The following is a 24,277-nucleotide window of genomic DNA, read 5'->3' on the forward strand; positions in this document are numbered from 1 at the left end:
ACACTCTCACCATGACAGCAGCGAGCACTCCCCCGCCGATCGGCGGCGCGGACGGACCGGGCGGCGACGACTCCACCCGCACCACGACGGCTCCCGACTCCGAGGAGCAGGAGCGCTCCGGAGCGGCGCCCGACCCGGCCGCGGCCGGCGACGGCACCGAGCCCTGCACCGACAACCGCTTCCTCCTCTGGCTGCGCGGCCTCGGCCTGACCCGCCGCCCCGGCTGGATCGGCGGCGTCTGCGCCGGCATCTCGGAGCGCCTCGGCATCGACCCCCTGATCGTCCGCGGGATCTTCGCCGTCGTGGCGGTCCTCGGCGGCCCGGCGCTCCTCTTCTACGCCGCCGCCTGGCTCCTGCTCCCCGACGAGGACGACGTGCTGCCGATCGAGCGGCTGCTCCGCGGCCGGATCGACCGCGTCCACGCGGGCATCGGAGCGATGGTCCTCGCGTCGATGCTCCCCCTCGCGCAGGGGTTCTGGTCGCTCGGCGGCGCCTACACCGGCGCCTCCCCCTGGTCGCCCGCCGCCGGCCGCACGATCTGGACGCTCGTGGTCATCGGGCTCGTCATCGCCCTCGTCGTCTGGGTGGCGCGCAACTCCGGCCGCTCCGCCCGCGGCGCCGGCCCGGAGGAGGCGCCCGCGACCACCGACGACCGTCCCGGCTCCGTCCCCCTCTTCCCGCCGCCTCGTCCCACGGACGTGCGCCCCGAGTCGCCCGAGGACGTCGCCGCCTGGCGCGCCCGGCAGGACGCCTGGAAGACCGAGCGCGAGGCGTTCCGCGCCCAGCAGTCGGCGTCGGCGCGCGAGACGGCCCGTCAGCGCGCGGAGGAGGCGCGGGCGCGGTCCCGCGCGGTCGCCGCGGTGCGCGAGGAGCGCCGCCGGGTGCGCCGGGCGCAGAATCCGCGCCTGCGGGCGAGCATCACCCTCGTCGTGCTGGGCGCCGCGGCGGTGGTCGGAGCGATCGTCTCGCTCACCGCCACCGGCACCACCGCGGTGGCGGCCGGCTTCGCCGCCGCCGCGCTCGTGCTCGCCGCGGCGATCGTGCTGGCGGGTCTCGTGCGCAGGAGGGCGGCCCTCCTGGTCGCCGCGTCGGTGCTCGCGCTGGCGACGGCGCTGATCGCGGCGATGCTGCCCCCGGATCGCGAGATCCTGCCCCTGAGCGGGACGTACGGCCTGTCGAACCAGCGCTCAGGCGACTACGCGATGCTCTCCGGTCTCCTCGACGTGACGGTCGTCCCCGGTGCGGGCGAGGACGGTGCGGTCATCGACGTCTGGCAGGGCGCCGGCGAGGTCTCGATCTGGCCGCTGCCCGGGACGACCGTCCGGGTCGAGGCCGTCTCCGCGAGCGGGCAGCTCCAGATCGTCTCGGCGGACGGCCGGAACGTGACGGCGCCCGAGGACGTCCCGATCGTCGACGGCCGCTCCCGGTGGACGCAGACCTTCGGCGATCCGACGGCCGAGCCGGTCGTCGTCCGGATCGAGCAGGGCGCCGGGACGATCACGGTGCACGACCAGACCACCGTCGCCGAGCCCGCCGACGAGAGCACCACCGACGACAGCACCACGGGCACCGGCGAGGCCGGCATCCCGCAGACCACGACGGAGGACCCGCGATGAGCAGCACCGAGACCACTCCCCTTCCCGGCGCGCTGACGCCGAAGCGCCCGCGGATCCGCCTCGGCGCGATCGTCTGGGGGCTGTTCGCCGGCGCGGTCGCCGTCGGGCTCCTGATGACCACGGGCGACGAGCGGCTGCGATCCGAGCTGGTCGACGCCGCCCTGACCCTCTCGCCGGGGGCCGTCACCGCCGTCGTCGTCGCCGCCCTCGGCGGGCTGGCGCTGCTGATCGGCCTCGAGCGGGTCCTCGACCGGCGGTAGCCCGCAACCCCCTGGTCGGCGGCGGGCGCCGGGCGCAGACTCGACGACGGTCCCCGACGCCCGCCCCTCCCGGGCACGGCGCGGGACGACCGGAGACGAGACCGATGCCCGACCACCGCCCGCCCCGCGCCCGCAGGAGCGATCACCGATGATGCTCGGGATCGCGGGGATCGTGGCCGTGGCGGTCCTGGTCTCGGTCGCCGTGTTCGCGCGGCGGCTGGGCGTCGCCGCTCCGATCGTCCTCGTGCTCGCCGGAGTCGCCCTCTCGTACCTCCCCGGCGTGCCGGAGGTCGTGGTCCCGCACGAGTGGGTGCTCGACGGAGTGCTGCCGCCGCTGCTCTACGCCGCCGCGATCAGCGTCCCGTTCATCGACTTCCGCCGGAACCTGACCACCATCACCGGCCTCTCGGTCGTGCTGGTCGTCATCTCGGCCGCCGGCGTCGGCGCTCTGCTGTTCGTCCTCCTGCCCGAGCTCGGGCTCCCGCTCGCGATCGCCGTGGGCGCCGTCATCAGCCCGCCCGACGCCGTCGCCGCCACGTCCGTCGGCCGACGCCTGGGCCTCCCGCCGCGACTGCTCACCCTGCTCGAGGGCGAGGGCCTCATCAACGACGCGACCGCGCTGGTGCTGCTGCGCTCGGCCCTCGCCGCGGCCGCCGGCACGCTCGCCACGCCGTGGGCCGCGATCGGCGACTTCCTCTACGCGGTCGCCGTCGCGGTCGTGGTCGGCCTCGTGGCGAGCATCCTCACCGTCTTCGTGCGCTCGTGCCTGGAGGACCCGGTGCTCAACACCGTCGTCTCTTTCACCGTGCCGTTCGTCGCCTTCATCCCGGCAGAGGGCCTGGGCGCCTCGGGCGTGCTGGCGGTGGTCGTCGCGGGCCTGCACACGGGTCACGCCTCCTCCCGCTCCTTCACCGCCCAGTCCCGGGTGAACGATCGCGTCAACTGGCGCACCGTGCAGTTCCTCCTCGAGAACGGCGTGTTCCTCCTGATCGGGCTCGAGATCCGCAGTCTGATCCAGGATGCGGACGACTCCGCGCTCACGGTCCCCGCCGCGGTCGGCATCGGACTCCTCGCCACCGTGGGGCTCATCGTCGTCCGCTTCCTCTGGGTCGGGCCGGTGCTGGTCGGCGAGCGCTGGCAGACCCGTCGAGCGGAGCGTCGGGCCCGTGAGCAGAAGGAGGTGCTCGACGCGTCCGCCGAGCTCCCCCGGGAGGAGCGGACGAAGGCGCGCCGCCGCTACCAGCTGCGCCGCGCCGACTACCGCCACTTCAGCACCAGCGGCCTCGGCTGGCGCGGCGGGCTCGTGCTGGGCTGGTCGGGGATGCGCGGAGTGGTGACCCTCGCGGCCGCGCAGTCGCTGCCCGAGGACATCCCGTACCGCAATCAGCTCGTGCTCATCGCCTTCACGGTCGCGGTCGCGACGCTCCTGATCCAGGGCAGCACCCTGCCGCTGCTCATCCGGGCGACGGGGATCCGCGGCGTCGACGAGCCGGAGGACCAGCGCTACCTGGCGGGGCTGCTCGACGAGATCACCGAGAAGGGGCTCTCGATCCTCGAGCACCCGGCCGACGTCGTGGAGGGCGCGACGGACGTCGATCCGGACGTCCTCGAGCGGGTGCGGCAGACCTCCTTCCTCCGCTCGGAGGCCGCCTGGGAGCGGGCGCGCGGAGCGGAGCGCGACGTCGTCGACACTCCGCACCGCCTCTACCGGGCTCTGCGGCTGGCCGTGGTCACCGCCGAGCGGGAGGCCCTGCTCGACGCGCGCTCGCGCCGCGCCTACCCGCAGCGGATCCTGACCCAGGCGCAGTCGCTGCTCGATCTCGAGGAGACGCGGCTGCGGCTGCGCAGGGGAACGACGTCCTAGGGTCCGTCGAACAGGATCCCGCGCGCTCCGCACGATCTGCGGCGACGGCGATCTCGTGATCGGCGCGCCCTAGCGGCCGCGCCACCAGCGTCGGCGCGGCCGCTCGGGCTCGGGCGCCGGAGTCGCGCGGGCGGTGCGCCGCTCGGCCCAGCGGGCGAGCTCGACGTCGATGTCGCGCAGCGGCGTCACGACCGGGGGCCCGCCCAGCAGCTGCCGACGCGCCTCGACGACGCGCGTGTTGAACTCCTCGAGGTGCGCTCGCACCTCCGACTCGCGGTGCAGTCGGTCGAGGCGCTCGTCGAGCTGACGGTCCTCGGCGCGGAGGAGGAACGCGGCCGGTCCGATGCCGGTGAGGTTCTCGCGCTCGATCTTGCGGCGGATCCACCAGTCGGGATCGTGGCCGCCGTTCAGCCCCTCCAGCGGCTTGCCCGCGCCGGGCAGGTCGTCGAAGTCCCCTCGGCGGATGGCCTGCTGGATCGTCGTCTCGATGAAGGCGGCGCGCTCGGCGGGATCCTCCGGGATCGTCGCCTCGTCCTCCTCGGAGGTGTCGGGCGACGACTCGCCCTCCGCCCGCTTCGCGAGGTAGCGGGCGGCGTGGTTCCTGGCCTCGGACATCGGTCACCTCCGTCCCTCCAGGCTAGATCGGGCTCGCGCGGCGGGTCGATCCCCCTCCGCAGCGCTCAGCCACCACTCGGGAACCGTTCGGGGCGGGTTCGGGAGGAAGTCCCACTCGGATCACTCCCGGACGGGGGACCGACAAGGGGGTCCGTCGGGGAGGCGCTCGGATCTACTCTCGGCGCATGCACCTCCGCAGCGTCGCGATCGTCCATTCCGCAGCTCCGCGCTCCTCCGCCGTCCGCGCCCGCCAGCGCGCCGCGGCGGAGGTCCTGGCGCACCTCGTGGTGGCCCTGGTCATGGGATCGCTGCTGCTGCTCGCTGTGTCCGCGAGCCTCGCCGGTCTGCTGCCCGCCCCCGCGCCGGTGCCCGCGTTCGAGGCGTGGTCGCTGATGCGCACGTCGTCGACCCTGCAGATCGGAGTCGCGGTGCTCGCCACCGGCCTCGCCGCCCTCGCGCGGGCCGGCGGCTGCGGCACGCGCGCCGACCGCTGGTGCGTCCTCGCGGCGATCAGCGCGGCCGCCGGTGCGCTGCTCCTGGTGGCCCCTCCGGTCTGATCCGGCCAGTCCGTTCACGCAGCGCGGCCCGTCGTCCGACCGGATCGACCTCTGCAGAACCTCTGCTGAGACCGAGCGCCGGCCACGATCGCGGCCGAGGGAGGGTCTCAGCCGAGGTTCTGCATCACCGCCAGGTGAGAGCCGACCGCTCGGCCCAGTACTGCTCGGGATCCTGCGGCTCCAGACCCTCCGGCAGCGCCGCCGGACGTGCGCGCAGGTTCTCGAGGAGCTGCGCGGGGGTCGCCGCACCGCTGAGCACCCGGTCGGCCCACGGCTGGGCGAGCGCGGCGCCGAGCGCCCGGTCCTCGGGCGCATCGACCAGTCGGCGCACCGACTCGGGAGCGCGCTCGCCCACCAGCCGACCGTTGGCGAGCGCCTCCTTCACCACCACGAGCCACCCGGCGTCGTGCGCGTCGGCGAGCGCCGCCTCCGCCGACCGCTCGAGCAGGTTCCAGGTGGTCTGCACAGCGCTGAAGGGCGACTCCGGGATCGCGAGCGCGAGTGCGATCGTCCTGCCCTGCCCTGGTCCGCTCGTCGAGAGGCCCACCCGGACCCCTGACGCCGCGAGGCCCCGAAGCCGGTCGAGGAGCGCCCGGTCGGTCAGCGCCGGGCTCTCGGGCGTGATCGAGTGCACGAGGTAGCAGTCGGGGGCCGAGCCCAGCGCCTCGAGCGTCGACGACCACTGCCGCTCGAACATCGCCACCGAGTGCTCCTTGCGCTCGTGCACCGGCGCGTCCATCGCCCAGTCGCCGACGTACTCGTAGCCCCACTTCGACTCGACGGTCAGCCCGGCTCGACGCTCGGGATGCGCGGCGAGCCAGCTCCCGAGGAACTCCTCCGCACGGCCGTACGAGCGGGCGACGTCGACGAACCGCACGCCCTCGCTCCAGGCCGTGTCGAGCAGCTCGTGCGTGCGGGCGCGGAGGGCGTCGACGCTGCGCAGGCCGGGCGGGCCCAGGTCGCCGTCGCGACCCGCGGTGATGTAGGCCGGCCGGCCGACGGCCGCCAGGCCGAGTCCGATGCTCGCGGTGCTGGGTGCCATGGTGCTCGTTCCGTCCGGGAGGGGTGCCCCCACCGTAGACGCGGCGGGACGCGGCGCGCGCTGCAGTCCGGCCCGCCAGGCCTCCACCGTCACCGCGTACTCGACCAAGGCGTCGCCCTCCGCCTGCTCGCGACGCCGCAGCCCCAGCAGCTCCATCGCTCTCACCGAGCCGCGATTGCGCGGGTCGGCCCGTCCGACGACCCGCCGGGAGCCGAGGGTCTCGAAGACCAGGCGGAGCAGCGCGCGTCCGGCCTCGAGCGAGTAGCCCAGACCCGCGGTGTCCGGATGCAGGAACATCCCGAGCTCGCACTCGTCCGTCCGCCGCACGATGACCGCGTCCCCGACGAGCCGTCCGGTCGCGAGCTCCTCGATGCCGAGGACGCGACGGTGCCCCGGCTGCGCGAGCTCCCACTCGGCCGAGCGCTCGGCGAACCACGCGGGGTAGCCGCCGGGCGCCAGCGGCGGGTGGCGGAGGAACCGCGCGGCGCGCGCATCCCCCCGGTAGGCCGTCACGGCCGACTCGTCGTCGAGGCGGAGGGGACGCAGCAGCAGGCGCGCCGTCCGGTGCTCGTGCTCGGGGCCGCTCATCCGCTCACAGTACGAGGCGCCGGTGCTCGCACGGGAGAATCGACCCGTGAGCGGTGACGGACGGACCCTGGTCGCCGCACTCGAGCGGCACCAGGTCGCGCTGTACCTGCTGGCCCTCGCGGTCGCCCTCGGCGCGGGAGCGCTGGTGCCGGCGGCCGAGGAGCTCGACGCGGCCGTGACGCCGGTGCTCGCCCTGCTGCTGTTCGCGACGTTCCTCGGCGTGCCGTTCGGCTCGGTGCTGCGGGCGTTGCGCGACCGCCGCTTCCTCGCCTCGGTGCTCGTGCTGAACTTCGGCGTCGTGCCCGCGGTCGTCTTCGTGCTCACCCGGCCGATCGCGGGCGAGCCCGCCCTGCTGATCGGGGTGCTGCTCGTGCTGCTGACGCCCTGCATCGACTACGTGATCGTGTTCAGCGCTCTGGCGGGAGGGGCGTCGGCCCGGCTGCTCGCCGCCGCGCCGCTCCTGATGCTCGTGCAGATCCTCCTGCTGCCCCTGCTCCTGCTGCTCTTCCTCGGGCCGACCGGAGCGGCCGCGGTCGAGATCAGGCCGTTCGCCGAGGCCTTCGTGCTGCTGATCGTGCTGCCGCTGGCCGCGGCGGCGGGGCTGCAGCTGCTCGCCACCCGGTCGGCGCTCGGGCGGCGCCTCCGGGACGCGGTGCTGGGCTCGATGGTGCCGCTGATGGTCGCGACCCTGTTCACGGTGGTCGCGTCCCAGGCCGGAGCCGTCGCCGACGCCCTGCCGCGGCTCGGGCTGCTCGTGCTGCTGTACGCGGCCTTCGTCGTGATCATGACCGCGCTCGGTGCGGGGGCGGGTCGGGTCGCCCGTCTGGACGTGCCCGCGCGTCGCGCCCTGCTGTTCAGCGGAGTCACCCGCAACTCGCTGGTGGTGCTGCCGCTCGCGCTGGCGCTGCCTCCTGCGCTGTCGGTGGCGCCGGTCGTCGTGGTCACGCAGACGCTCGTGGAGCTGATCGCGATGGTGCTGCTGGTGCGGATCGTGCCGCGTGTGATCCCGGAGCGCTGACTGCGGAGCGCCGACCCCGCGCGGACCCGCGCGCCGGCCGCGGAGGCCCGCGCGCCCGCGGAGGATCCCGCGCCGTGCGGCGGCCTGTCAACCTCCGTCCCTTCCGCGACGTCCCGCCCTACCGTCGAAGGCGAGGACGCCCCTACGTCCTCGCGCCGGTTCCCGCATGCTCCGGCGCGAGCAGCCAGCACCGGAGGATCCCCGTGGCCCAGACCAGCACCGAGCGCGAGCGCACCGCGCCCGACCCCGACGACACCCGCAAGCCCGACGACCCCACCGACGTCACCAAGCGCTCCTGGGGCTACGTCCTCAAGAAGACGCTGCGCGAGTTCGGCGCCGATCAGTGCACCGACCTCGCCGCGGCGCTCACCTACTACGCGGTCCTCGCGCTGTTCCCCGGCCTGCTGGCCGTGGTGTCGATCCTGGGCCTCTTCGGCCAGGCCGAGACGACCACCGACACGGTGCTCGACATCCTCGGCGGGTTCGCGTCACCCGAGGTGCTCGACACGATCCGCGGCCCGGTGCAGGAGCTGACCTCCTCCCCGGCCGCCGGTGTCGCGTTCGTGACCGGTCTGCTGGGCGCCCTGTGGTCCGCCTCCGGCTACGTCGGCGCGTTCGGCCGCGCCATGAACCGCGTCTACGAGATCGACGAGGGCCGGCCGGTCTGGAAGCTGCGCCCGACGATGCTCGGCATCACCCTCTTCACCGTCGCGCTGCTCGTGATCGCGGGGCTGCTCCTGGTGCTCAGCGGCCCGGTCGCGGAGACGATCGGCGAGGCGATCGGCCTCGGCGAGGTCGCGCTCACCGTGTGGAGCATCGTGAAGTGGCCCGTGCTCATCGCGCTGATGATCGTCATCATCGCGGTGCTCTACCACTGGTCGCCCAACGTGAAGCAGCCGAAGTTCCGCTGGACCAGCCTGGGTTCGATCCTCGCGCTCGTGGTGTGGGCGCTCGCGTCCGCCGGCTTCGCGTTCTACGTCGCCAACTTCGGCAACTACAACAAGACCTACGGCGCCCTCGGTGGCGTGATCGTCTTCCTCCTGTGGATCTGGATCACGAACCTCGCACTGCTCTTCGGGGCCGAGTTCGACGCCGAGCTCGAGCGCGGCCGCCAGCTGCAGGCGGGCATCGAGGCGGAGGAGCACATCCAGCTCCCGCCGCGCGACACCCGCTCCAGCGACAAGAAGGCCGAGAAGCACGCCGAGGACGTCGCCGACGGCCGCAAGCTCCGCGAGACCGCGGGGCGCGAGGGCGGCTGACTCCGGATCGGGCGGGAGCGCCGCCGACGCCGCTCGCGTAGCGTCGGACGGTGACCTCGCCCGATCGCCGCACCCTGGACCGCAGGATCCTGCGGCTCGCCGTGCCCGCGCTCGGCTCCCTCGTCGCCGAGCCGCTGTTCCTCCTCACCGACTCGGCGCTGGTCGGGCACCTCGGCGCGGTGCCGCTGGCGGGCCTCGCACTCGGCGCGGCGGTGCTGCAGACGGTCGTCGGACTGATGGTGTTCCTCGCCTACAGCACGACCCCCGGGTCGGCCGCGCCCTCGGCGAGGGCGACGAGCGCCGAGCGGTCGCGGCCGGGATCGACGGCGGCTGGCTCGCACTGGCGCTCGGAGCCGTGCTCGCGGTGGCCGGCGCGGTGGGCGCTCCGGCCGTCATCGGCCTCTTCGGAGCCGAGCCCGCCGTCACCGAGGCGGGTGTGCGCTACCTCGCCGTCAGCATGGCCGGGATCCCCGCGATGCTCGGCGTCTTCGCACTCACGGGCCTGCTCCGGGGCTTCCAGGACACCCGCACTCCGCTCGTCATCGCGGTGGCCGGATTCGCGCTCAACGCGGGCCTGAACGCCGTGCTGATCTACCCCGCGGGCCTGGGGATAACCGGGTCCGCTCTGGGGACGGTGATCGCCCAATGGGCCATGTTCGCCGCCTACGCGCTGATCGCGGCCCGGCTCGCGCGGCGGGTCGGCGCACCGCTGCGTCCCCACCTCGGGGGCGTTCTCGGCTCCGCGGGGTCGGGCGGGTGGATGCTGCTGCGCACCGCGAGCCTCCGGGCCGCGATCCTGCTCGCCGTGGCCGTCGCCGGCTCCCTCGGGGCGGAGGAGCTCGGCGCGTTCCAGGTGGCGATGACGCTCTTCAGCGCGGTCGCCTTCGCCCTCGACGCCGTCGCGATCGCCGCGCAGGCGCTGCTCGGACGCCTGCTCGGAGCCGGCGATCGCGCGCAGGCCCGCGCGGTCACGAAACGCTGTGTGACCTGGGGAATCGGTGCCGGTCTCGTGCTGGGCGCGGTGGTCGCGGGACTGAGCGGAGTGCTGCCGTTCGCCTTCTCGAGCGACCCGGAGGTGCTGCGGCTGCTGCCCGCGCTGATCGCGGTGGTCGGCGTCACCGCTCCGCTGGGGGGCTACGTGTTCGTGCTGGACGGGGTCCTGATCGGCGCCGGGGACGGCCGCTACCTCGCCCTCAGCGGGCTCGTGAACCTGGCCGTGTTCGTGCCGCTGGCCGCCCTGGCGTCCTCGGCGCCGGCGGACGGGCGCCTGCTGGCGCTCTGGATCGCCTTCGCCGTGGGCTACCTGGGGGCCCGTGCGCTGACCCTCGGACTGCGCGTCCGGGGCGAGGCGTGGCTCCGCTGAGCGCTCGAACGAAGTTTCGAACAGGCTGTGGAGAACCCTGTGGAGAACTCCGGCTGGGAGGCCGGGATCAGCGCGGCGCGGCGCTCGTGTTCCCGGGGTGGAAGACCGCGTGGAAGCACACCGGAGCCGCCTCCTCGCCCGCGAGCAGCGCCAGCGCCGCTCGTCCCGCCGCCCGGCCCTTGTCGACCGCCGGCTGCACCATCGTCGTGAGGTCGTAGCCCGCCGCGAGCCCCGGCACCTGCACGCCGTCGAAGCCGACGACCGACACGTCCTCCGGCACCCGCAGCCCCAGCTGCTCGGCAGCCAGGATCACGCCCGCCGCCAGCAGATCACTCTGGGCGAGGACCGCGGTCGGTGGCTCCGGCACATCGAGCAGCACCCGCCCGGCGGCCACCCCCTCGTCGACCGTGCTGGCCGACGCCGCCACGGCCTCGAGCCCGTCGAACACGTCGCGCGCCCCGAGCAGCCGCTCGACGGCCGTGATGCTCGAGCTCGAGCGCCAGTCGTCCGGCACGGGCCCGCGGCGGCGGTCCTTCGAGAACGGGAGCGTCACCGTCGCCGGGCGCTCGTGCCCGAGGTCGCGGAGGTGCTCGGCCAGGGCCCGGGTGGCGTCGCGGTTGTCGAGGGTGACGATCGCCGAGCCGAACTCGGACACCCCCTCCACCACGACGACCGGGACGCGACGGCGCTGCAGCAGCGCCACCGACTCGTCGACGGTCGGGCTGCAGCCGATCAGGATCATGGCGTCGACGGGCGCCGTCGCCATCAGCCCCGAGCCGTCGCCGGTCTCGGTGAGCAGCAGGATCCCGGCGTCCGCGCCGCCCAGCACGTCGGCGATGCCGTCGAGCATCGCGATCTTGATCGGATCGCGGAACGCGTGCAGCACGCGCTCGTCGACGACGACGCCGACGATGCCCGAGCGGCCCCGGCGGAGCGACTGCGCGCGCGGGTCCGGACCGGCGTAGTCGAGGTCGGCCGCCGCCTTCAGCACCCGCTCGCGGGTCGAGGCCGAGACGGGGCCGGCGCCGCTGAACACGAGTGAGGCGGTCGAGGCCGAGACTCCGGCGAGGCTCGCCACCCGGGCCAGCGTCGGACGTCCGGGGCGCTCCTCGGCGCGGGGCTTCTGCGACTCCACGATCCTCCTCGACTCCACCGCCGAGACCGTGTCCTTGACCGTCCCGCAGGTTCTGGATAGCTTAGTCCGGCCCCTCTCGAATCGATTCGACAAGGGCCCCCGTCCCGCCTCGCGGGCCCGAGACGCCGCAGCGGGCGCTCGGGCCGCGCCCGCTCCAGGAACACGATCATGACCAGCACCTCCGACCTCACCCGCCGACAGCTCGTCGCGTGGCGCAACGCCGTCTTCACGATCTTCGTGCTGAGCGGTCTCGCCGTCGCCACCTGGGTGTCGCGCACCCCGGCGATCCGCGACGAGCTGGGCCTCAGCACCGCCGACGTCGGCGTGCTGATCCTGGCGATGTCGATCGGCGCGATCGTCGGCCTGGCGCTCTCGACGGCGATCATGTCGATGCTCGGCGCGCGCCGCGGCATGATCGCGGGCCTCACCGTGTGCGCCTCGGGAGTCGCGATCCTCGGCGTCGCCGCCGACTCGCTCGGCACCCTCCCCCTCGCCTTCGCGGGCATGGCGCTGCTCGGCTTCGGCAACGGCGCGGTCGACGTGATGATGAACGTGGAGGGAGCCGCGAACGAGAAGGCCTTCGGCACGACCCTCCTCCCGCTCTTCCACGCCTTCTTCAGCCTCGGCACCGTCGCGGGCGCGCTGATCGGCGCCGGGGCCTCCGCCCTCGGTGTCCCCGTGGCCGCGCACCTCGTCGGCGTCGCCGTGGTCATCGTCGCGACCGTCCTCGTCGCGATCCGCTCCGTGCCCGTGCGCACCGATCTCGACACGCAGGGCGTCGCCACCGCCAAGGCGCCGGTGCGCGAGCGCGTGGCCGCCTCGCTCGGCGTCTGGCGCGATCCGCGCCTGGTCTTCATCGGCCTGATCATGCTCGGCATGGCCTTCGCCGAGGGGTCCGCGAACGACTGGATGACGCTGGCGATGGTCGACGGCCACGGCACCGACCAGACCACGGCCGCCGTCGTCTTCGGGGTCTTCGTGGCGGCGATGACGGTCGGCCGCGTGATCGGCGGGCCCGTGCTCGACCGCTTCGGCCGCGTGCCCGTGCTGCGCGCCTCCGCGCTGCTGGCCGTGGTGGGCATCCTGCTCTTCATCCTCGCTCCCGTCGACGCGCTGGTGATCGCCGGAGCCGTCGCCTGGGGTCTGGGCTGCTCGCTCGGCTTCCCCGTGGGCATGTCGGCCGCCGCGGAGGGCGCCCACTCGGCCGCCCGGGTCAGCGCGGTCGCGATGCTCGGCTACGTCGCCTTCCTCGTGGGCCCGCCCGCGATCGGCTTCCTCGGCGAGCACTTCGGCCTCCTGAACGCCCTCTTCCTGGTGCTGACGCTCGTGGTCGTCGCCGGCCTCGCCTCCCCCGCGGCTCGTCCCGCGCGCGTGACGGAGTCCGCATGACCGCCCCGAGCCTCGAGCCCTGCCGGGTCGCCCTGGTCACCGGGGCGAACCACGGCATCGGAGCCGCGATCGCCGAGCGCCTCGCGGCCGACGGCCTCGCCGTGCTGGTCGCGTTCCTCGCCGAGGACCTGCCCGAGTACGAGCCCGAGCGCCAGCGCCGCGCCCACGCGAGCGACGGCGAGAGGGTCGCCGAGCGGATCCGCGCCGCGGGCGGGCGGGCGATCGCCGTCTCGGCCGACCTGCGCGACGCCGGCTCGGCCGCCGCGCTGTTCGACGCCGCGGAGCAGGCGCTCGGCCCGGTCGACGTGCTCGTCAACAACGCGACCGGATCGGTCATCGACACCTTCCGCGCCCGCGAGAGCGACTGGATGGGGCGCCCGCAGCGCCGGGTCGACGCCGCGAGCATCGACGCCGTCCTCTCGGTCGACGCCCGCGCCGCCGCCCTGCTGATCTCGGAGCTCGCCGCGCGGCTCGAGGCCCGCGGCGGCCACGGCGGCCGCATCGTCTCGCTCACCTCCGGCGGCGAGCGGGGCTTCCCCGGCGAGGTCTCCTACGGAGCCGCTAAGGCCGCCCTCGTGAACTACACGATCTCGGCGTCGCTCGAGCTGAGCCCCCTGGGCATCACGGCCAACGCCGTCCACCCGCCCGTCACCGACACGGGCTGGGTGACCGACGACGTCCGCGAGGCCGTCGCCGCGAACGACTCGTTCTTCGACGTCGCCGAGCCGGAGGAGGTCGGCGACCTCGTCTCGTACCTCGTGTCCCCGGCCGGCCGGCGCGTCACCGGCAACGTCGTCCGCATGGCCTGAACCCCGAGCGGCCGCCCGCGCCCGCGTCTATCCTCGACGGGTGCGTCTCGTCATCGCGCGCTGCTCCGTCGACTACACCGGCCGTCTCAGCGCCCACCTCCCCCTCGCCACCCGACTGCTGCTGGTCAAGGCCGACGGCAGCGTGCTCGTCCACTCCGACGGCGGCTCCTACAAGCCGCTGAACTGGATGAGCCCGCCGTGCACGCTGATCGCCGCGGAGCCGGACGAGACCGCCCGGGAGTCGGGCGTCGTCGAGCAGTGGACGGTCGCGCACAAGAAGACCGGAGACGCCCTCGTCGTCTCGATCCACGAGGTGCTGCACGACTCCGCCCACGAACTGGGCGTGGATCCAGGTCTCGTGAAGGACGGAGTGGAGGCGCACCTGCAGCGCCTGCTCGCCGAGCAGATCGATCTCCTCGGCGACGGTCACACCCTCGTCCGCCGTGAGTACATGACGGCGATCGGGCCGGTCGACATCCTCGCGCGGGATTCCCGTGGAGCGAGTGTGGCGGTCGAGATCAAGCGCCGCGGAGACATCGACGGAGTCGAGCAGCTCACCCGCTATCTCGAGCTGATGAATCGCGATCCTCATCTCGCGCCCGTCACCGGAGTGTTCGCCGCGCAGGAGATCAAGCCGCAGGCGCGGACTCTGGCGCAGGACCGCGGTATCCGCTGCGTCGTCCTCGATTACGAGTCCATGCGCGGCGTGGACGATTCGCACACCAGATTGTTCTAGTGCTCATGGCGAAGGCCCCCGCGGGATTCCGCGGGGGCCTTCGCCGTTCGAGCGGGACGCTCTACTTGTTGGCGGCGGCGTAGGCCGCCTGGACCTCGGCCGGGATGCGGCCGCGGTCGGACACCTGGTGCCCGTTGGCGTTCGCCCACTCGCGGATCGCCTTGAGCTGCTTGGGGTCGCTCTTGGACGCCGAGGCGACCGAGGAGGCGGCCGCGGGGCGGGAGCCGACCCGACGGGCGCTGGAGACGAACTTCTCCGAGAGCGGAGTGCAGAGCCTCGATGTTGTCGGGGCCGAGATCGATCTCGTAGTTGGCGCCGTCGATGCTGAAGCGGACGGTTCCGCCTTCTCCGGAATCGATGGGCGTTCCGTCGATGTCGTCGACGAGAGTGATCTTCTGAGCCACTTTTCCTCCTGTTAAGTACTGGACGAGAGAAGACATTACCCCTTTTCTCCCGAGCAGAGATCATTCTCGGTGATGATTCGAGCCCGTCGCGCTCTTTATCCGGTCCCTTGTCGCGAAGAATCGCCGCAATAGCGGACTCCCACGACTTGCACAGCACTCGTCGGACACTGCATTCGCCGATGACGGCATTCCTCTCGGAGGACGACTTCTCCGCGGGGGATTCACGCGGGAAAGGCGCCGATCAGAACCGATCCGCCGATTCGGAGTGCGAAGCGATCCCGGATAGCGTGAGAGGCATGGCACGGAGAGTCGGACCCCCCGCCCGCCCGGCACGGCCCGGGCCCTACCGCAACGCCCCGGCGCGCGAGGCTCTGGAGGCACTGGTCGCCGCTCCGTCCACGGAGGCCGTCGATCGCCTCCTCACCGCCTGCCTCGAGGGCTCGCTCGTGGTCGACGTCACGGGCTCGCAGCCCGGAGGCGTGCCGCACGTGCGGACGGTCGCGACGACGACCGGTGAGCAGGTGCTCCCGCTCTTCACCTCGACCGACGAGGTCCGCACCGCGATCCCGCGCCAGCAGCACCCCCGCGTGCAGATGCTGGTGCTGCCCGGGCGCGAGGCGTTCGCGCTCATCCGCACCGCCGACTTCGTCGCCGTGCAGCTCGACGCCGGCTCGATCGCCCAGGTCGTGACCCGCTCGTTCATCGAGAACGCACTCGAGAGCACCGAGCGCCCGTAGAGTGTTCTCCCCCGACGGGGCAGCGTCGGCGTCCCCCGCGTCACCCGAGGTCAGGAGCCCCGCCATGTCCGACACGACACTCGCCCCGACCGGACTCGGCGAACGCGCCGGAACCTGGACCTGCATCCTCTTCGACCTCGACGGCACCATCACCGACTCGGCGCCCGGCATCACCGGGACGCTCGTCGACACCTTCGTCGAGCTGGGCCGCCCCGTCCCCACGCCGGTCGAGCTCCTGGCCTACGTCGGCCCGCCCCTGCTCGACGCGTTCCGCGCGCTCGGCGGGATGAGCGCCGAGGAGGCGCAGGCCGCCCTCGTCGTGTACCGCCGCCGCTACAACGCCGGCGGTCTCTTCGACTCCTCCGTCTACCCCGGCGTCCCCGACGTCCTCGCGCGCATCGCCGAGGCGGGCGTGCCCCTGTCGCTGGCGACGTCGAAGCCCGAGTCGGCCGCGCGCCGGGTCCTCGAGCACTACGGTCTCGCGCAGTACTTCACGGTCATCTGCGGCGCCTCCGAGGACGAGGTGCGCAGCGCCAAAGCCGATGTCGTCGAGGAGGCGCTCCGCCGCCTCCGCGAGCTCGACGTCGACCTCTCGGCGCCGGTCATGGTCGGCGACCGCGAGCACGACGTCCACGGCGCCGCGGCGCACGGGATCCCGACGATCATGGTCGAGTGGGGCTACGGGTCCCCCGCCGAGGCGGCCGGCACGGTGGCCGTGGTGTCCGAGGCGGAGGAGCTCGCGACCCTCCTGCTCCCGTGAGCCCGGTACGATGAGGGAATGACTGGTCTGGGCGTCGTCCTCGCGTTCGCGCTGTTCCTCGGCGGGATCCTCGCCCTCGGGAACGCCTTCCTGTTCCCCGAGCTGGCCGGGTTCATCTTCTTCGGCGGCATCGCGGCGATCTCGCTGTCGCTGGCCGTCGCGTTCCACATCCTGCCGAAATCGCAGTAGCGTGCCGGTCGGCTCGGCCGGTCCGTCCGGCCCGTCCCCCCTCGGCCGGTCAGCCGAGCGTGCTCGCGTCGAGGTTGATCACGCGCCCGATGTAGACGGCCTCGCCGGCCCCCGCCACCTCCGTGTTCATCCGGAGCAGCTGCTGCACGGGGATCCCGAAGCGCTGCGCGATGTCGAAGAACGTGTCGCCCGCCACGACCGTGTAGCTGACGATCGCGCCCGCGCCGTTCGTCGTCGGCGTGCCGGTCGCTCCCGGAGCCGAGCCGAAGTCGGTCGCGAAGGCGGTCTCGGGGATCTCGGGAACGGGATTCGGAGTGATGGTCACGGTGACCTCGGGCTGCGGCACGAACACGGTGGCCGTGGCCTGCGGCAGCGCGGCGGTCACGGTGGGGTCGGGAGTGGGAGTCGCCTCCGCGAAGACCGTGACGGTGACCGTCGGGGTCGGGCTCGGCGCCGAGCAGCCGGCGAGCGCGAGGGCCGCGGCGAGCGCCAGCAGCGCGCCCCCGCTCCGTGCCGCGTCACTCCGTACCGCGTGGCGCCGTGCCGATCCCGCCCGTGCTGCGCGCATGTGTCCCCGCCCCTCGTGGAGCCCCCGCCCCGGGCACTCGGGTCCACCCTAGGAGACGGGCGCCGGCGTCGGACGCGCCGCGTCCGGCTCAGGCGTGCGGCTCGGGCAGCATGCGCAGGCCGCCTCCGCCGTTCGCCGCGTCCATGAGCAGCTCGACCCAGGCCGGGTTGATCGTCGGCTGGCGGCTGCCCGCGAAGTGGAACTGCAGAGCGATGTTGGGATTCATCCAGAAGGAGTGGCGGCCACGGGCCCCCTCGGGCATGGCGTCGAGGGTGAGCGGGAAGCGCTCGTCGCGGCGGAACTTGGCGTAGATCACGATCTGGAGATGAGCCAGGGTCCGGTCCTCGATCTCGATGACGGCCGGCGGCGTGCCGTAGAGGAATTGACCCATGGCCTCAGCCTATCTCTAGACAGACTTTCTACTAGAGAATCTAGCTAACTCTCGGAATGCGGCTGATCGGCGTCCTCGTCCTCGATCTCGGCGTCGATCTCGTCGACTGCGGAGCTCATCCGGCGGAGGAAGTTGACGACGACCTCGGCCTCGCCGGCCTCGAGGCCCTCGGCGATCTCGAGCATGCGCCGGTGCATGTGCTCGAGCGTCTCGCGCACCTCGCGGTCGCTGTCCACGGTGGCCTCGACGACGATGCCGCGCCGGTCGGTGGGGTGCGGCTTCCGCACGAGGTGGCCGCTGCGGACGAGCCGGTCGATCAGCACGGTGGTCGAGGCGGAGGAGATGGAGAGGTGCGCAGCGAGGTCCTTCGCGCTCACGATCTCGTCGCTCCGCTGGCGCCGCAGGAGGTACTGGATGGCGATCAGATCGGTCTCGCCCATCGCCATCTTCTCGCGGGTGCGGCGGCGCATCGCCACCTCCGAGACGCGGTAGGTGCGCATCGCGCTGAGCACCTCGACGGCGCGCCGGGTGGAGGACTCGTCGGGATACCAGTACCCGGCGCCGCTCCTCTGGGTCGTCTCGCTCATCCGGCCATCCTAGACGCGCGTGCTATCAGAGCCTCTAGCGATCCGGACCGACCTCCCGGCGCCGCCTACGCTGGACCGGTGACCGCCACCCTCGTCGCCAAGGGCCTCTCCGGAGGCTATGCGCACCGCACCCTGTTCGACGGACTCGACCTCACGGTCGCCCCCGGGGACGTGGTCGGCGTCGTGGGAGCGAACGGAGCCGGCAAGTCCACCCTGCTGCGCATCCTCGCCGGCGAGACCGCTCCGCTGGACGGCCGGGTCGTGCTGGCCCCGGGCGACGCGTTCGTCGGCTGGCTGCCCCAGGAGCACGAGCGGCGCGAGGGCGCGACCGTCTCGGCGTACCTGGCCCGCCGCACGGGCTGCGCCGAGGCGTCGGCCGAGCTGGACGCGGCCGCCTCCGCTCTCGCCGACCCCGATCCGGACGGCAGCATCGCCGACCGCTACGCCCTCGCGCTCGACCGCTGGCTCGCGAGCGGCGCGGCCGACCTCGACGAGCGGACCCCCGTGGTGCTGGCCGACCTCGGACTCGCGCTGGGGCAGGGCGGAGTGGCGGCCTCCTCCCTCATGACCTCCCTGTCGGGCGGGCAGGCGGCGCGCGTGGGGCTCGCGGCGCTCCTGCTGTCGCGGTTCGACGTCGTGCTGCTGGACGAGCCGACGAACGACCTCGACCTCGACGGGCTCGAGCGCCTCGAGGCGTTCGTCCGCGGCCTGCGCGGAGGGGTCGTGCTGGTCAGCCACGACCGGGAGTTCCTGCGCCGCAGCGTCACGCGCGTGCTCGAGCTCGATCTCGCGCAGGGCACCACCACCGTGTTCGGCGGCGGCTACGAGTCGTACCTCGAGGAGCGCGAGACCGCGCGCCGCCAGCGCCGCGAGAAGTACGAGGACTTCGCGGAGCAGAAGTCCGACCTGGTCTCGCGGGCCCGCACGCAGCGCGAGTGGTCGAGTCAGGGCGTCCGGAACGCGATGAAGAAGGCGCCCGACAACGACAAGATCCGGCGCAAGGCGTCGTCGGAGTCGAGCGAGAAGCAGGCGCAGAAGGTGCGCCAGATGGAGAGCCGCATCGCGCGCCTCGAGGAGGTCGAGGAGCCGCGCAAGGAGTGGCAGCTGGCCTTCACGATCGGCACGGCGCCGCGCTCGAGCTCGGTCGTGTCGACGCTGAGCGGAGCGGTCGCGCGCCGCGGCTCCTTCACGCTCGGCCCCGTCTCGCTGCAGGTCGACGCGGGCGACCGGATCGGGATCACCGGACCCAACGGCGCCGGCAAGTCGACCCTCCTGTCGCTGCTGCTCGGCCGCGCCGCGCCCGAGGACGGGTCGGCCTCGCTCGGCACCAGCGTCGCGATCGGCGAGATCGACCAGGCGAGGGCGATGCTCGCCTCCGACGCACCACTCGCCGACGCCTTCGAGGCGCTCGTTCCGGAGTACCTGACCGCCGAGGTGCGCACACTGCTGGCGAAGTTCGGCCTGAAGGCCGACCACGTGGGGCGGCCGGTGGGCGAGCTGTCTCCGGGCGAGCGCACCCGCGCGGCGCTGGCGCTGCTCCAGGCGCGCGGCACGAACCTGCTGGTCCTCGACGAGCCGACCAACCACCTCGACCTGCCGGCGATCGAGCAGCTCGAGCAGGCCCTGGAGTCGTACGAGGGCACGCTGCTGCTGGTCACCCACGACCGGCGCATGCTCGAGACGGTGCAGCTGAACCGGCAGTGGCGCGTCGAGGGCGGCGTGGTGACGGAGGCGTAGCCCGGCCCCGCCCCGCCCCACACCACTCTCGAAAGTCGTCGTACTCGAGCTCGAGTACGACGACTCTTGGACACTCGTTTCCGGCCGAAGAAGCGAGTCCTCACAAGTTGTCGTACTCGGCACCTCGAGTACGACAACTTCTGGAGAGTGGAACTGGACCCGGTTCGCGGGGCGGGCAGGTGCGGCATCACAGCGACGCGGCCCGCGCCTCCAGCAGCGCGCGCGTGCGGTCGTTGCCGGCCAGGGCGGCGGCCGTCGCGAACTCCGAGCGCGCCTCCTCCCTCCGGTCCAAGCGCGCGAGCAGCTCCCCCCGCACGCTCGGCAGCAGGTGCGATCCCCGCAGCGCCCCCTCCGACGCCAGGCGGTCGACGATCAGCAGGGCAGACGCGGGACCCGTCGCCATCGACACCGCCACCGCGCGGTTGAGCTCCACGACGGGGCTCGGAGCGATGCGCCCCAGCACCTCGTAGAGCAGCGCGATCCGCTCCCATTCGGTCGCGGAGACGCTCGGGGCGACGGCGTGGCACTCGGCGATCGCCGCCTGCAGCGCGTAGGAGCCGCGCCCGCGGCCCAGCCGATCCGAGCGGAGCAGCGCCTCGCGGCCCCGAGTGATCTGCGCGCGGTCCCAGCGCGTGCGGTCCTGGTCCTCGAGCAGCACCGGAGTGCCGTCGGCCGCGGTGCGCGCGGCGAGGCGCGACGCCTGCAGCTCCATCAGGGCGAGCAGCCCCAGCACCTCCGGCTCGCGCGGCAGCAGGCCGGCGAGGACGCGGCCCAGCCGCAGCGCCTCCTGCGCCACCTCGCTCCGCACCCAGCGGTCGCCGGAGGTGGCGGCGTACCCCTCGGTGAAGATCAGGTAGACCACGCCGAGCACGGCGGAGAGCCGCCCCTTCCACTCCGCCGGCTCGGGAGTCTCGAACGGCACGCCGGCCGCGGCCAGCGACTTCTTCGCCCGGACGATGCGCTGCTGCACCGTCGCGACGGGCACGAGGAACAGCCGCGCGATCGCCTCGGCACTGAGGCCCCCGACCAGTCGCAGGGTCAGCGCGATGCTCGCCTCGCGCGAGAGCACCGGGTGGCACGCGACGAAGACGAGGCGGAGGACGTCGTCGCCGATCGGCTCCCACTCGTCCTCCGCGCCCTCCTGCAGGTCGTGGGCCAGCGCGCGGTACCGCTCGTCGAGCCGCTCGCGCCGCCGCCAGCCGTCGACCGCCCGGCGCTTCGCGACCGCGGTCAGCCACGCGCCCGGGTTCCGCGGCACCCCCGACTCCGGCCACTGCTTCAGCGCTTCGACGAGGGCCTCCTGGGCGAGGTCCTCGGCGAGGCCGACGTCGCCGGTCGTCCGCACGAGCGTCGCGACGATCCTGGCGCTCTCGATGCGCCAGACCGCGTCGACGGCCGCCCTGCTTGCGTCCATCGTCAGCGGGCCTGCCCGAGCTCGTCGCGCCAGCCCTCCTCCTTCTGGAGGAATTCGTTGTCGGCGAAGTCCGCGAAGTCGCTCTCGTCGGTGACGCGGCGCACCTCGAGCTTGTTGCCGGGGACGAGCGGGCAGCGCAGCGCCCACTCCTTCGCCTCCTCCTTGGACGAGACCTGGATCATCCAGAACCCGTTGAACAGCTCATGGGTCTCGCCGTACGGGCCGTCGGTGACGGCGGGCGGCTCGGACGAGAAGTCGACGACGAAGCCCGTCGTGTCGACGTCGTCCGCGAGGCCCTCTCCGGCGAGCAGGACGCCAGCGGTCATCAGGGTCTCGTTGTACTGGCCCATCCGGGTGATGATCTCGTCGAACGGGATCGACTCGTAGGCCTTCTTGGCCTCGTCGGTCGCGCGCATGATGAGCATGTACTTCACGGTTCTCTCCTTCGTGTCCGGGGCGCCGGATGCGTCCTCCTACTGTGACGTCGAACGGCGAGGACGGATATCGACATCTCCGGAGGAATTCCCGTCACGGGATCGCCGGAGTGCTCCGCAGGTGCTCGTAGACCACCGAGGTGCGCACGTCCGCGACCTCGCGCCGCTGGGTCAGCCGATCGATGACGAACGCGTACAGAGCGTCGTTGTCGGGCACGGCGACGTGGATCACGAAGTCGTCGGTGCCCGCGGTGACGAACAGGCCGATCGTCTCGGGCAGCGCCGACACCCAGTCGCGGAACGCCTCGATCGCGACGCGCGACGGCGGGCGGATGCGGACCGCGATCAGGGCCTGGACGGGACGGCCGATCGCTCCGAGATCGACGTCGAGCACCGCCCCGCGGATCACTCCGCGGGCCCGGAGCGCCCGCGTGCGATCCAGCGCCGTGGTGGGCGAGACCCCGACGGCGGCCGCGACGTCGCGGTTCGACTTCCGTGCATCCGACTGCAGTTCGCGGAGGATCGCCGCATCGAGTTCGTCCATGGGGGCGATTCTAGGGTCGCCTCCGTACTTCGTACGGTCATCGCGCAGCTGCTCCGCACATCCCCCTAGCATCGACCCCGCACACCGCTCAGGAGGAGACCACCATGACCATCGGATTCGCGCCCGACGAGATCGACACCGCCGCATCCACCCGCTCCGCCCGACTGAAGTGGGTGATCGTCGTCGACGGGTCGCTGCCCGCGGGCCGCGCGGTCAACGCGGCCGTCTGCGCGGCGGCGGCCACGTCGTCCGGAGTCGCGGGCCTGCTCGGTCCGGATGCTCCCGACGCCGACGGCTCGGTGCACGTCGGACTGCCCTGGGCGGGCTGCTCGATCCTGGTCGCCGACGCGGCGGCGCTCGCCTCCCTCCGCGCGAAGGCCGAGGCGCACCCCGACGTGTTCGTCGCGGACGTGCCGGTCGCCGCGCAGGCGACGCGGGTGTACGACGAGTTCCTCGCCTCGGTCGCGGGAAGCGGGTCGGACGTGGTCGAGTACCTGGCCGTGAGCCTGGTCGGCCCGCGGAACCGCGTCGACAAGATCGTGGGGCGGCTGCCGCTGATGCCGTGAGCGCGCCCGGTTCGCGTCGAGTCGCAGCCCGCGCCGGCAGCAGGACGTCGGCGCCGAGGGTGCACCCGGCGGCGGGCCCGCGGCAACCCCTGGGGGACTCCCCGCAGCGCGCGCAGACTGGCCTGGACCCGCCGACCGGCGGGCGCTCTCCGATGGAAGGAACAACCATGGACCTCGGCGGACTCGGCGACAAGGCCAAGGACTTCGCGAACAGCGACAAGGGCGAGAAGATGACCGATCAGGGTCTGGACAAGGCGGGCGACGCCGCGGGCAAGGCCTCCGGCGGGAAGTTCGACGGCCAGATCGACGGTGCCGAGAAGGCCGCCGACCAGCGCATCGGCGACGAGTAGCGCCTCCGTCGACTCGACGTGAACGGGGCCCTGCGCACGGCGCGGGCCCCGTTCCGCGTCCACCCGGTCCTGACCGCTCGACCGAGTCGGCGCGGAACGGGGCCTGCAGTCCACGCAGACCCCGGAGGGGGTCGACTCGCGAGCGGTGGCCGGCTCAGGCGGCGCGCAGCGCCCGCAGCAGCGCCAGCACGACGACCGCCGAGCGGTCCGCCGCGTCATCGACGTGGGCCTCGAACTGCCCCGGAGCGCAGAGGTCCGAGATGCCGCGCACCGAGACGAACGGCACGCCGTGCACGTGCGCCGTCTGCGCGAGCGACACCGACTCCATGTCGGTCGCGAGCGCCGCGGGGAACGCTCCGCGCACGCGCTCGACGTGGTCGCCCGAGACGAAGACGTCCCCCGACACGATCAACCCGCGACGCACCGGGACGGCACCGTTCGGCACCTCCGCGACCAGCTCGGCCGCCAGGGCGGGGGCGTGCCCGGAGTAGCGCGCCGGCATGCCGGGGACCTGCCCCAGCTCGTAGCCGAAGGCCCGGGCGTCGGCGTCCGTCTGCACGTACTCGTCGCCGACGACCACATCGCCGACCCGCACCTCCGCGCCCAGCCCGCCGGCCGAGCCGGCGCTGATCACCAGCGGCGACGGATCCTGGAGGACCGCGGCCGTCAGTCCGCCCGCCGCGTTCACGAGGCCCACGCCCGTGCGCACGAGCAGCACGGTGCCGCCGTCGATCTCGAGGTCGTACTGCAGAGCGTTGCCGACGGTCCGCGGCTCGGAGGCGCGCTCGGCCTTCTCGAGGAACGGCTGCGCCTCCTCGTCCATCGCCACCAGGACGATCGCGTCGCTCACGCGGTCACCGTCTCCCACTCGGAGCGCTGCGCGAGGAACGCGCGCGCCGCCTCCTGAGCGCCCTCGAGCGAGTGGTTGGCCCCCCAGCCGCACTGCGTCTCGTTGGCGGCGGGGACCTCGTCGGCCTCGGTGATGTCGCGGAGGGTGTCCTCGACGAGCGAGAGCACCTCGGGCAGCTCGGGCTCGCCCGAGAGGATCAGGTAGAAGCCGGTCTGGCAGCCCATCGGCGAGAAGTCGACGACGCGGTCGGAGTGGTTGCGCGACTTCTCGGCGAACAGGTGCTCGAGGGAGTGCACGGTCGGCATCTCGAGGTGGGTGCGGTTGGGCTGGGTGAAGCGCACGTCGTACTTCACGAGGTGGTCGCCGCCCGGCAGCGTCTTGGCGTCGGCGAGGCGCACGTACGGCGCGGCGACGGTGCGGTGATCGAGGTTGAACGACTCGACGTTCATGCGCGGCTGATCCACGGGTTCTCCTTCGCTGGGGGTCCTCCCATTC

The 24,277-nt window shown here is 73.2% G+C and carries 27 protein-coding genes and 2 pseudogenes; 16 read left to right on the forward strand and 13 right to left on the reverse strand.

The features are described 5' to 3' along the window. The first annotated feature begins 11 nt into the window (after positions 1–11). The 3 genes from AC0CID_RS12745 to AC0CID_RS12755 all read left to right on the forward strand — a co-directional run bounded on the left by AC0CID_RS12745 (position 12) and on the right by AC0CID_RS12755 (position 3,740). On the forward strand, positions 12–1,616 hold the full coding sequence (locus tag AC0CID_RS12745; protein WP_465227096.1) for a PspC domain-containing protein: 1,605 nt from the start codon (positions 12–14) through the stop codon (positions 1,614–1,616). After that, the gene (locus tag AC0CID_RS12750) at positions 1,613–1,876 is read left to right on the forward strand and encodes a hypothetical protein (protein ID WP_207403256.1); all 264 of its coding nucleotides are present in this window, start codon (positions 1,613–1,615) and stop codon (positions 1,874–1,876) included. Before AC0CID_RS12745 ends, AC0CID_RS12750 begins: the two co-directional genes overlap by 4 nt. Positions 1,877–2,024: 148 nt before the next feature. Further along, positions 2,025–3,740, forward strand: coding sequence for a cation:proton antiporter (locus AC0CID_RS12755; RefSeq protein WP_465227097.1), 1,716 nt, complete (start codon positions 2,025–2,027; stop codon positions 3,738–3,740). A 69-nt stretch (positions 3,741–3,809) separates the two neighbouring features. On the opposite strand, the gene AC0CID_RS12760 is transcribed toward AC0CID_RS12755, so the two are convergent. Further along, complete coding sequence (locus AC0CID_RS12760; RefSeq protein ID WP_465227098.1) at positions 3,810–4,355, reverse strand: DnaJ family domain-containing protein; 546 nt, start codon at positions 4,353–4,355, stop codon at positions 3,810–3,812. Positions 4,356–4,540: 185 nt separating this feature from the next. Here AC0CID_RS12760 and AC0CID_RS12765 point away from each other — a divergent pair, with 185 nt between their 5' ends. Then, positions 4,541–4,912: a hypothetical protein gene (locus AC0CID_RS12765; protein ID WP_465227099.1), complete on the forward strand. Its 372-nt coding sequence runs from the start codon at positions 4,541–4,543 to the stop codon at positions 4,910–4,912. A 124-nt stretch (positions 4,913–5,036) separates the two neighbouring features. Here AC0CID_RS12765 and AC0CID_RS12770 read toward each other — a convergent pair whose 3' ends face one another. After that, positions 5,037–6,542, reverse strand: a complete 1,506-nt coding sequence (locus AC0CID_RS12770; protein WP_465227100.1) for a GNAT family N-acetyltransferase — start codon at positions 6,540–6,542, stop codon at positions 5,037–5,039. A gap of 46 nt (positions 6,543–6,588) precedes the next feature. Here AC0CID_RS12770 and AC0CID_RS12775 point away from each other — a divergent pair, with 46 nt between their 5' ends. From AC0CID_RS12775 to AC0CID_RS12785, 3 genes and pseudogenes are all read left to right on the forward strand, one after another. After that, positions 6,589–7,560 carry a bile acid:sodium symporter gene (locus AC0CID_RS12775; RefSeq protein WP_465227101.1) on the forward strand — a complete coding sequence of 324 codons (972 nt, stop codon included), beginning with the start codon at positions 6,589–6,591 and terminating at the stop codon, positions 7,558–7,560. 203 nt (positions 7,561–7,763) lie between these two features. Continuing rightward, positions 7,764–8,819: a YihY/virulence factor BrkB family protein gene (locus AC0CID_RS12780; protein WP_207403262.1), complete on the forward strand. Its 1,056-nt coding sequence runs from the start codon at positions 7,764–7,766 to the stop codon at positions 8,817–8,819. A gap of 50 nt (positions 8,820–8,869) precedes the next feature. Next, a pseudogene (locus AC0CID_RS12785) lies at positions 8,870–10,182 on the forward strand (MATE family efflux transporter). Between the two features lie 67 nt (positions 10,183–10,249). On the opposite strand, the gene AC0CID_RS12790 reads toward AC0CID_RS12785, so the two are convergent. Then, positions 10,250–11,317 carry a LacI family DNA-binding transcriptional regulator gene (locus AC0CID_RS12790; RefSeq protein ID WP_465227102.1) on the reverse strand — a complete coding sequence of 356 codons (1,068 nt, stop codon included), beginning with the start codon at positions 11,315–11,317 and terminating at the stop codon, positions 10,250–10,252. An 84-nt stretch (positions 11,318–11,401) separates the two neighbouring features. On the opposite strand from AC0CID_RS12790, the gene AC0CID_RS12795 reads away from it, so the two are divergent. The 3 genes from AC0CID_RS12795 to nucS are packed head-to-tail and all read left to right on the forward strand — an operon-like array spanning position 11,402 to position 14,251. Then, entirely contained in the window at positions 11,402–12,706 is a 1,305-nt protein-coding gene (locus tag AC0CID_RS12795; protein WP_465228099.1) for an MFS transporter, read from the forward strand. After that, positions 12,703–13,515 carry an SDR family NAD(P)-dependent oxidoreductase gene (locus tag AC0CID_RS12800; protein WP_465227103.1) on the forward strand — a complete coding sequence of 271 codons (813 nt, stop codon included), beginning with the start codon at positions 12,703–12,705 and terminating at the stop codon, positions 13,513–13,515. Before AC0CID_RS12795 ends, AC0CID_RS12800 begins: the two co-directional genes overlap by 4 nt. A 40-nt stretch (positions 13,516–13,555) precedes the next feature. Continuing rightward, positions 13,556–14,251, forward strand: coding sequence for an endonuclease NucS (gene nucS, locus AC0CID_RS12805; RefSeq protein WP_465227104.1), 696 nt, complete (start codon positions 13,556–13,558; stop codon positions 14,249–14,251). Between the two features lie 61 nt (positions 14,252–14,312). Here the strand turns inward: nucS and AC0CID_RS12810 are convergent, their stop codons facing one another. Beyond that, positions 14,313–14,606 carry an Lsr2 family DNA-binding protein gene (locus tag AC0CID_RS12810; RefSeq protein WP_465228100.1) on the reverse strand — a complete coding sequence of 98 codons (294 nt, stop codon included), beginning with the start codon at positions 14,604–14,606 and terminating at the stop codon, positions 14,313–14,315. Next, positions 14,566–14,691: pseudogene (locus AC0CID_RS12815) on the reverse strand (hypothetical protein); the annotation flags it as partial. The pseudogene AC0CID_RS12815 and the gene AC0CID_RS12810, both read right to left, overlap by 41 nt. 260 nt (positions 14,692–14,951) lie before the next feature. On the opposite strand from AC0CID_RS12815, the gene AC0CID_RS12820 reads away from it, so the two are divergent. The 3 genes from AC0CID_RS12820 (at position 14,952) to AC0CID_RS12830 (ending at position 16,341) form a co-directional block, all read left to right on the forward strand. Next, the gene (locus AC0CID_RS12820) at positions 14,952–15,392 is read left to right on the forward strand and encodes an SseB family protein (RefSeq protein ID WP_207403267.1); all 441 of its coding nucleotides are present in this window, start codon (positions 14,952–14,954) and stop codon (positions 15,390–15,392) included. Positions 15,393–15,456: 64 nt separating this feature from the next. Beyond that, positions 15,457–16,152, forward strand: coding sequence for an HAD hydrolase-like protein (locus tag AC0CID_RS12825; protein ID WP_465227105.1), 696 nt, complete (start codon positions 15,457–15,459; stop codon positions 16,150–16,152). 18 nt (positions 16,153–16,170) lie between these two features. Next, positions 16,171–16,341 carry a hypothetical protein gene (locus AC0CID_RS12830; protein WP_207403269.1) on the forward strand — a complete coding sequence of 57 codons (171 nt, stop codon included), beginning with the start codon at positions 16,171–16,173 and terminating at the stop codon, positions 16,339–16,341. A gap of 49 nt (positions 16,342–16,390) precedes the next feature. On the opposite strand, the gene AC0CID_RS12835 is transcribed toward AC0CID_RS12830, so the two are convergent. The 3 genes from AC0CID_RS12835 to AC0CID_RS12845 all read right to left on the reverse strand — a co-directional run bounded on the left by AC0CID_RS12835 (position 16,391) and on the right by AC0CID_RS12845 (position 17,887). After that, the gene (locus AC0CID_RS12835; protein WP_465227106.1) at positions 16,391–16,909 is read right to left on the reverse strand and encodes a LysM peptidoglycan-binding domain-containing protein; all 519 of its coding nucleotides are present in this window, start codon (positions 16,907–16,909) and stop codon (positions 16,391–16,393) included. A gap of 88 nt (positions 16,910–16,997) precedes the next feature. After that, on the reverse strand, positions 16,998–17,300 hold the full coding sequence (locus tag AC0CID_RS12840) for a DUF7882 family protein (protein ID WP_207403271.1): 303 nt from the start codon (positions 17,298–17,300) through the stop codon (positions 16,998–17,000). Between the two features lie 44 nt (positions 17,301–17,344). Continuing rightward, positions 17,345–17,887, reverse strand: a complete 543-nt coding sequence (locus tag AC0CID_RS12845) for a MarR family winged helix-turn-helix transcriptional regulator (protein ID WP_207403272.1) — start codon at positions 17,885–17,887, stop codon at positions 17,345–17,347. 78 nt (positions 17,888–17,965) lie between these two features. Here AC0CID_RS12845 and AC0CID_RS12850 point away from each other — a divergent pair, with 78 nt between their 5' ends. After that, on the forward strand, positions 17,966–19,624 hold the full coding sequence (locus AC0CID_RS12850) for an ABC-F family ATP-binding cassette domain-containing protein (RefSeq protein ID WP_465227107.1): 1,659 nt from the start codon (positions 17,966–17,968) through the stop codon (positions 19,622–19,624). 187 nt (positions 19,625–19,811) lie between these two features. Here AC0CID_RS12850 and AC0CID_RS12855 read toward each other — a convergent pair whose 3' ends face one another. From AC0CID_RS12855 to AC0CID_RS12865, 3 genes are all read right to left on the reverse strand, one after another. Next, a complete protein-coding gene (locus tag AC0CID_RS12855; RefSeq protein ID WP_465227108.1) occupies positions 19,812–21,038 on the reverse strand; it encodes an RNA polymerase sigma factor in 1,227 nt (408 codons plus the stop codon). Between the two features lie 2 nt (positions 21,039–21,040). Beyond that, positions 21,041–21,472 (reverse strand): YciI family protein, encoded by a 432-nt coding sequence (locus tag AC0CID_RS12860; protein ID WP_465227109.1) that lies wholly within the window; start codon positions 21,470–21,472, stop codon positions 21,041–21,043. Positions 21,473–21,566: 94 nt separating this feature from the next. Next, a complete protein-coding gene (locus tag AC0CID_RS12865; RefSeq protein ID WP_465227110.1) occupies positions 21,567–22,016 on the reverse strand; it encodes an Lrp/AsnC family transcriptional regulator in 450 nt (149 codons plus the stop codon). Between the two features lie 104 nt (positions 22,017–22,120). On the opposite strand from AC0CID_RS12865, the gene AC0CID_RS12870 reads away from it, so the two are divergent. Together AC0CID_RS12870 and AC0CID_RS12875 are read left to right on the forward strand one after the other, a co-directional pair. Further along, on the forward strand, positions 22,121–22,582 hold the full coding sequence (locus AC0CID_RS12870) for a DUF2000 domain-containing protein (protein ID WP_465227111.1): 462 nt from the start codon (positions 22,121–22,123) through the stop codon (positions 22,580–22,582). A gap of 167 nt (positions 22,583–22,749) precedes the next feature. Continuing rightward, a complete protein-coding gene (locus AC0CID_RS12875) occupies positions 22,750–22,932 on the forward strand; it encodes an antitoxin (RefSeq protein WP_207403278.1) in 183 nt (60 codons plus the stop codon). Between the two features lie 154 nt (positions 22,933–23,086). Here the strand turns inward: AC0CID_RS12875 and mtnN are convergent, their stop codons facing one another. Both mtnN and AC0CID_RS12885 read right to left on the reverse strand, forming a co-directional pair. Then, positions 23,087–23,782 (reverse strand): 5'-methylthioadenosine/S-adenosylhomocysteine nucleosidase, encoded by a 696-nt coding sequence (gene mtnN / locus AC0CID_RS12880; RefSeq protein WP_307786071.1) that lies wholly within the window; start codon positions 23,780–23,782, stop codon positions 23,087–23,089. Next, a complete protein-coding gene (locus tag AC0CID_RS12885) occupies positions 23,779–24,231 on the reverse strand; it encodes an S-ribosylhomocysteine lyase (RefSeq protein WP_465228101.1) in 453 nt (150 codons plus the stop codon). Before AC0CID_RS12885 ends, mtnN begins: the two co-directional genes overlap by 4 nt. Between the last annotated feature and the right edge of the window lie 46 nt (positions 24,232–24,277).

Source organism: Rathayibacter sp. AC451 (genome assembly GCF_979253095.1).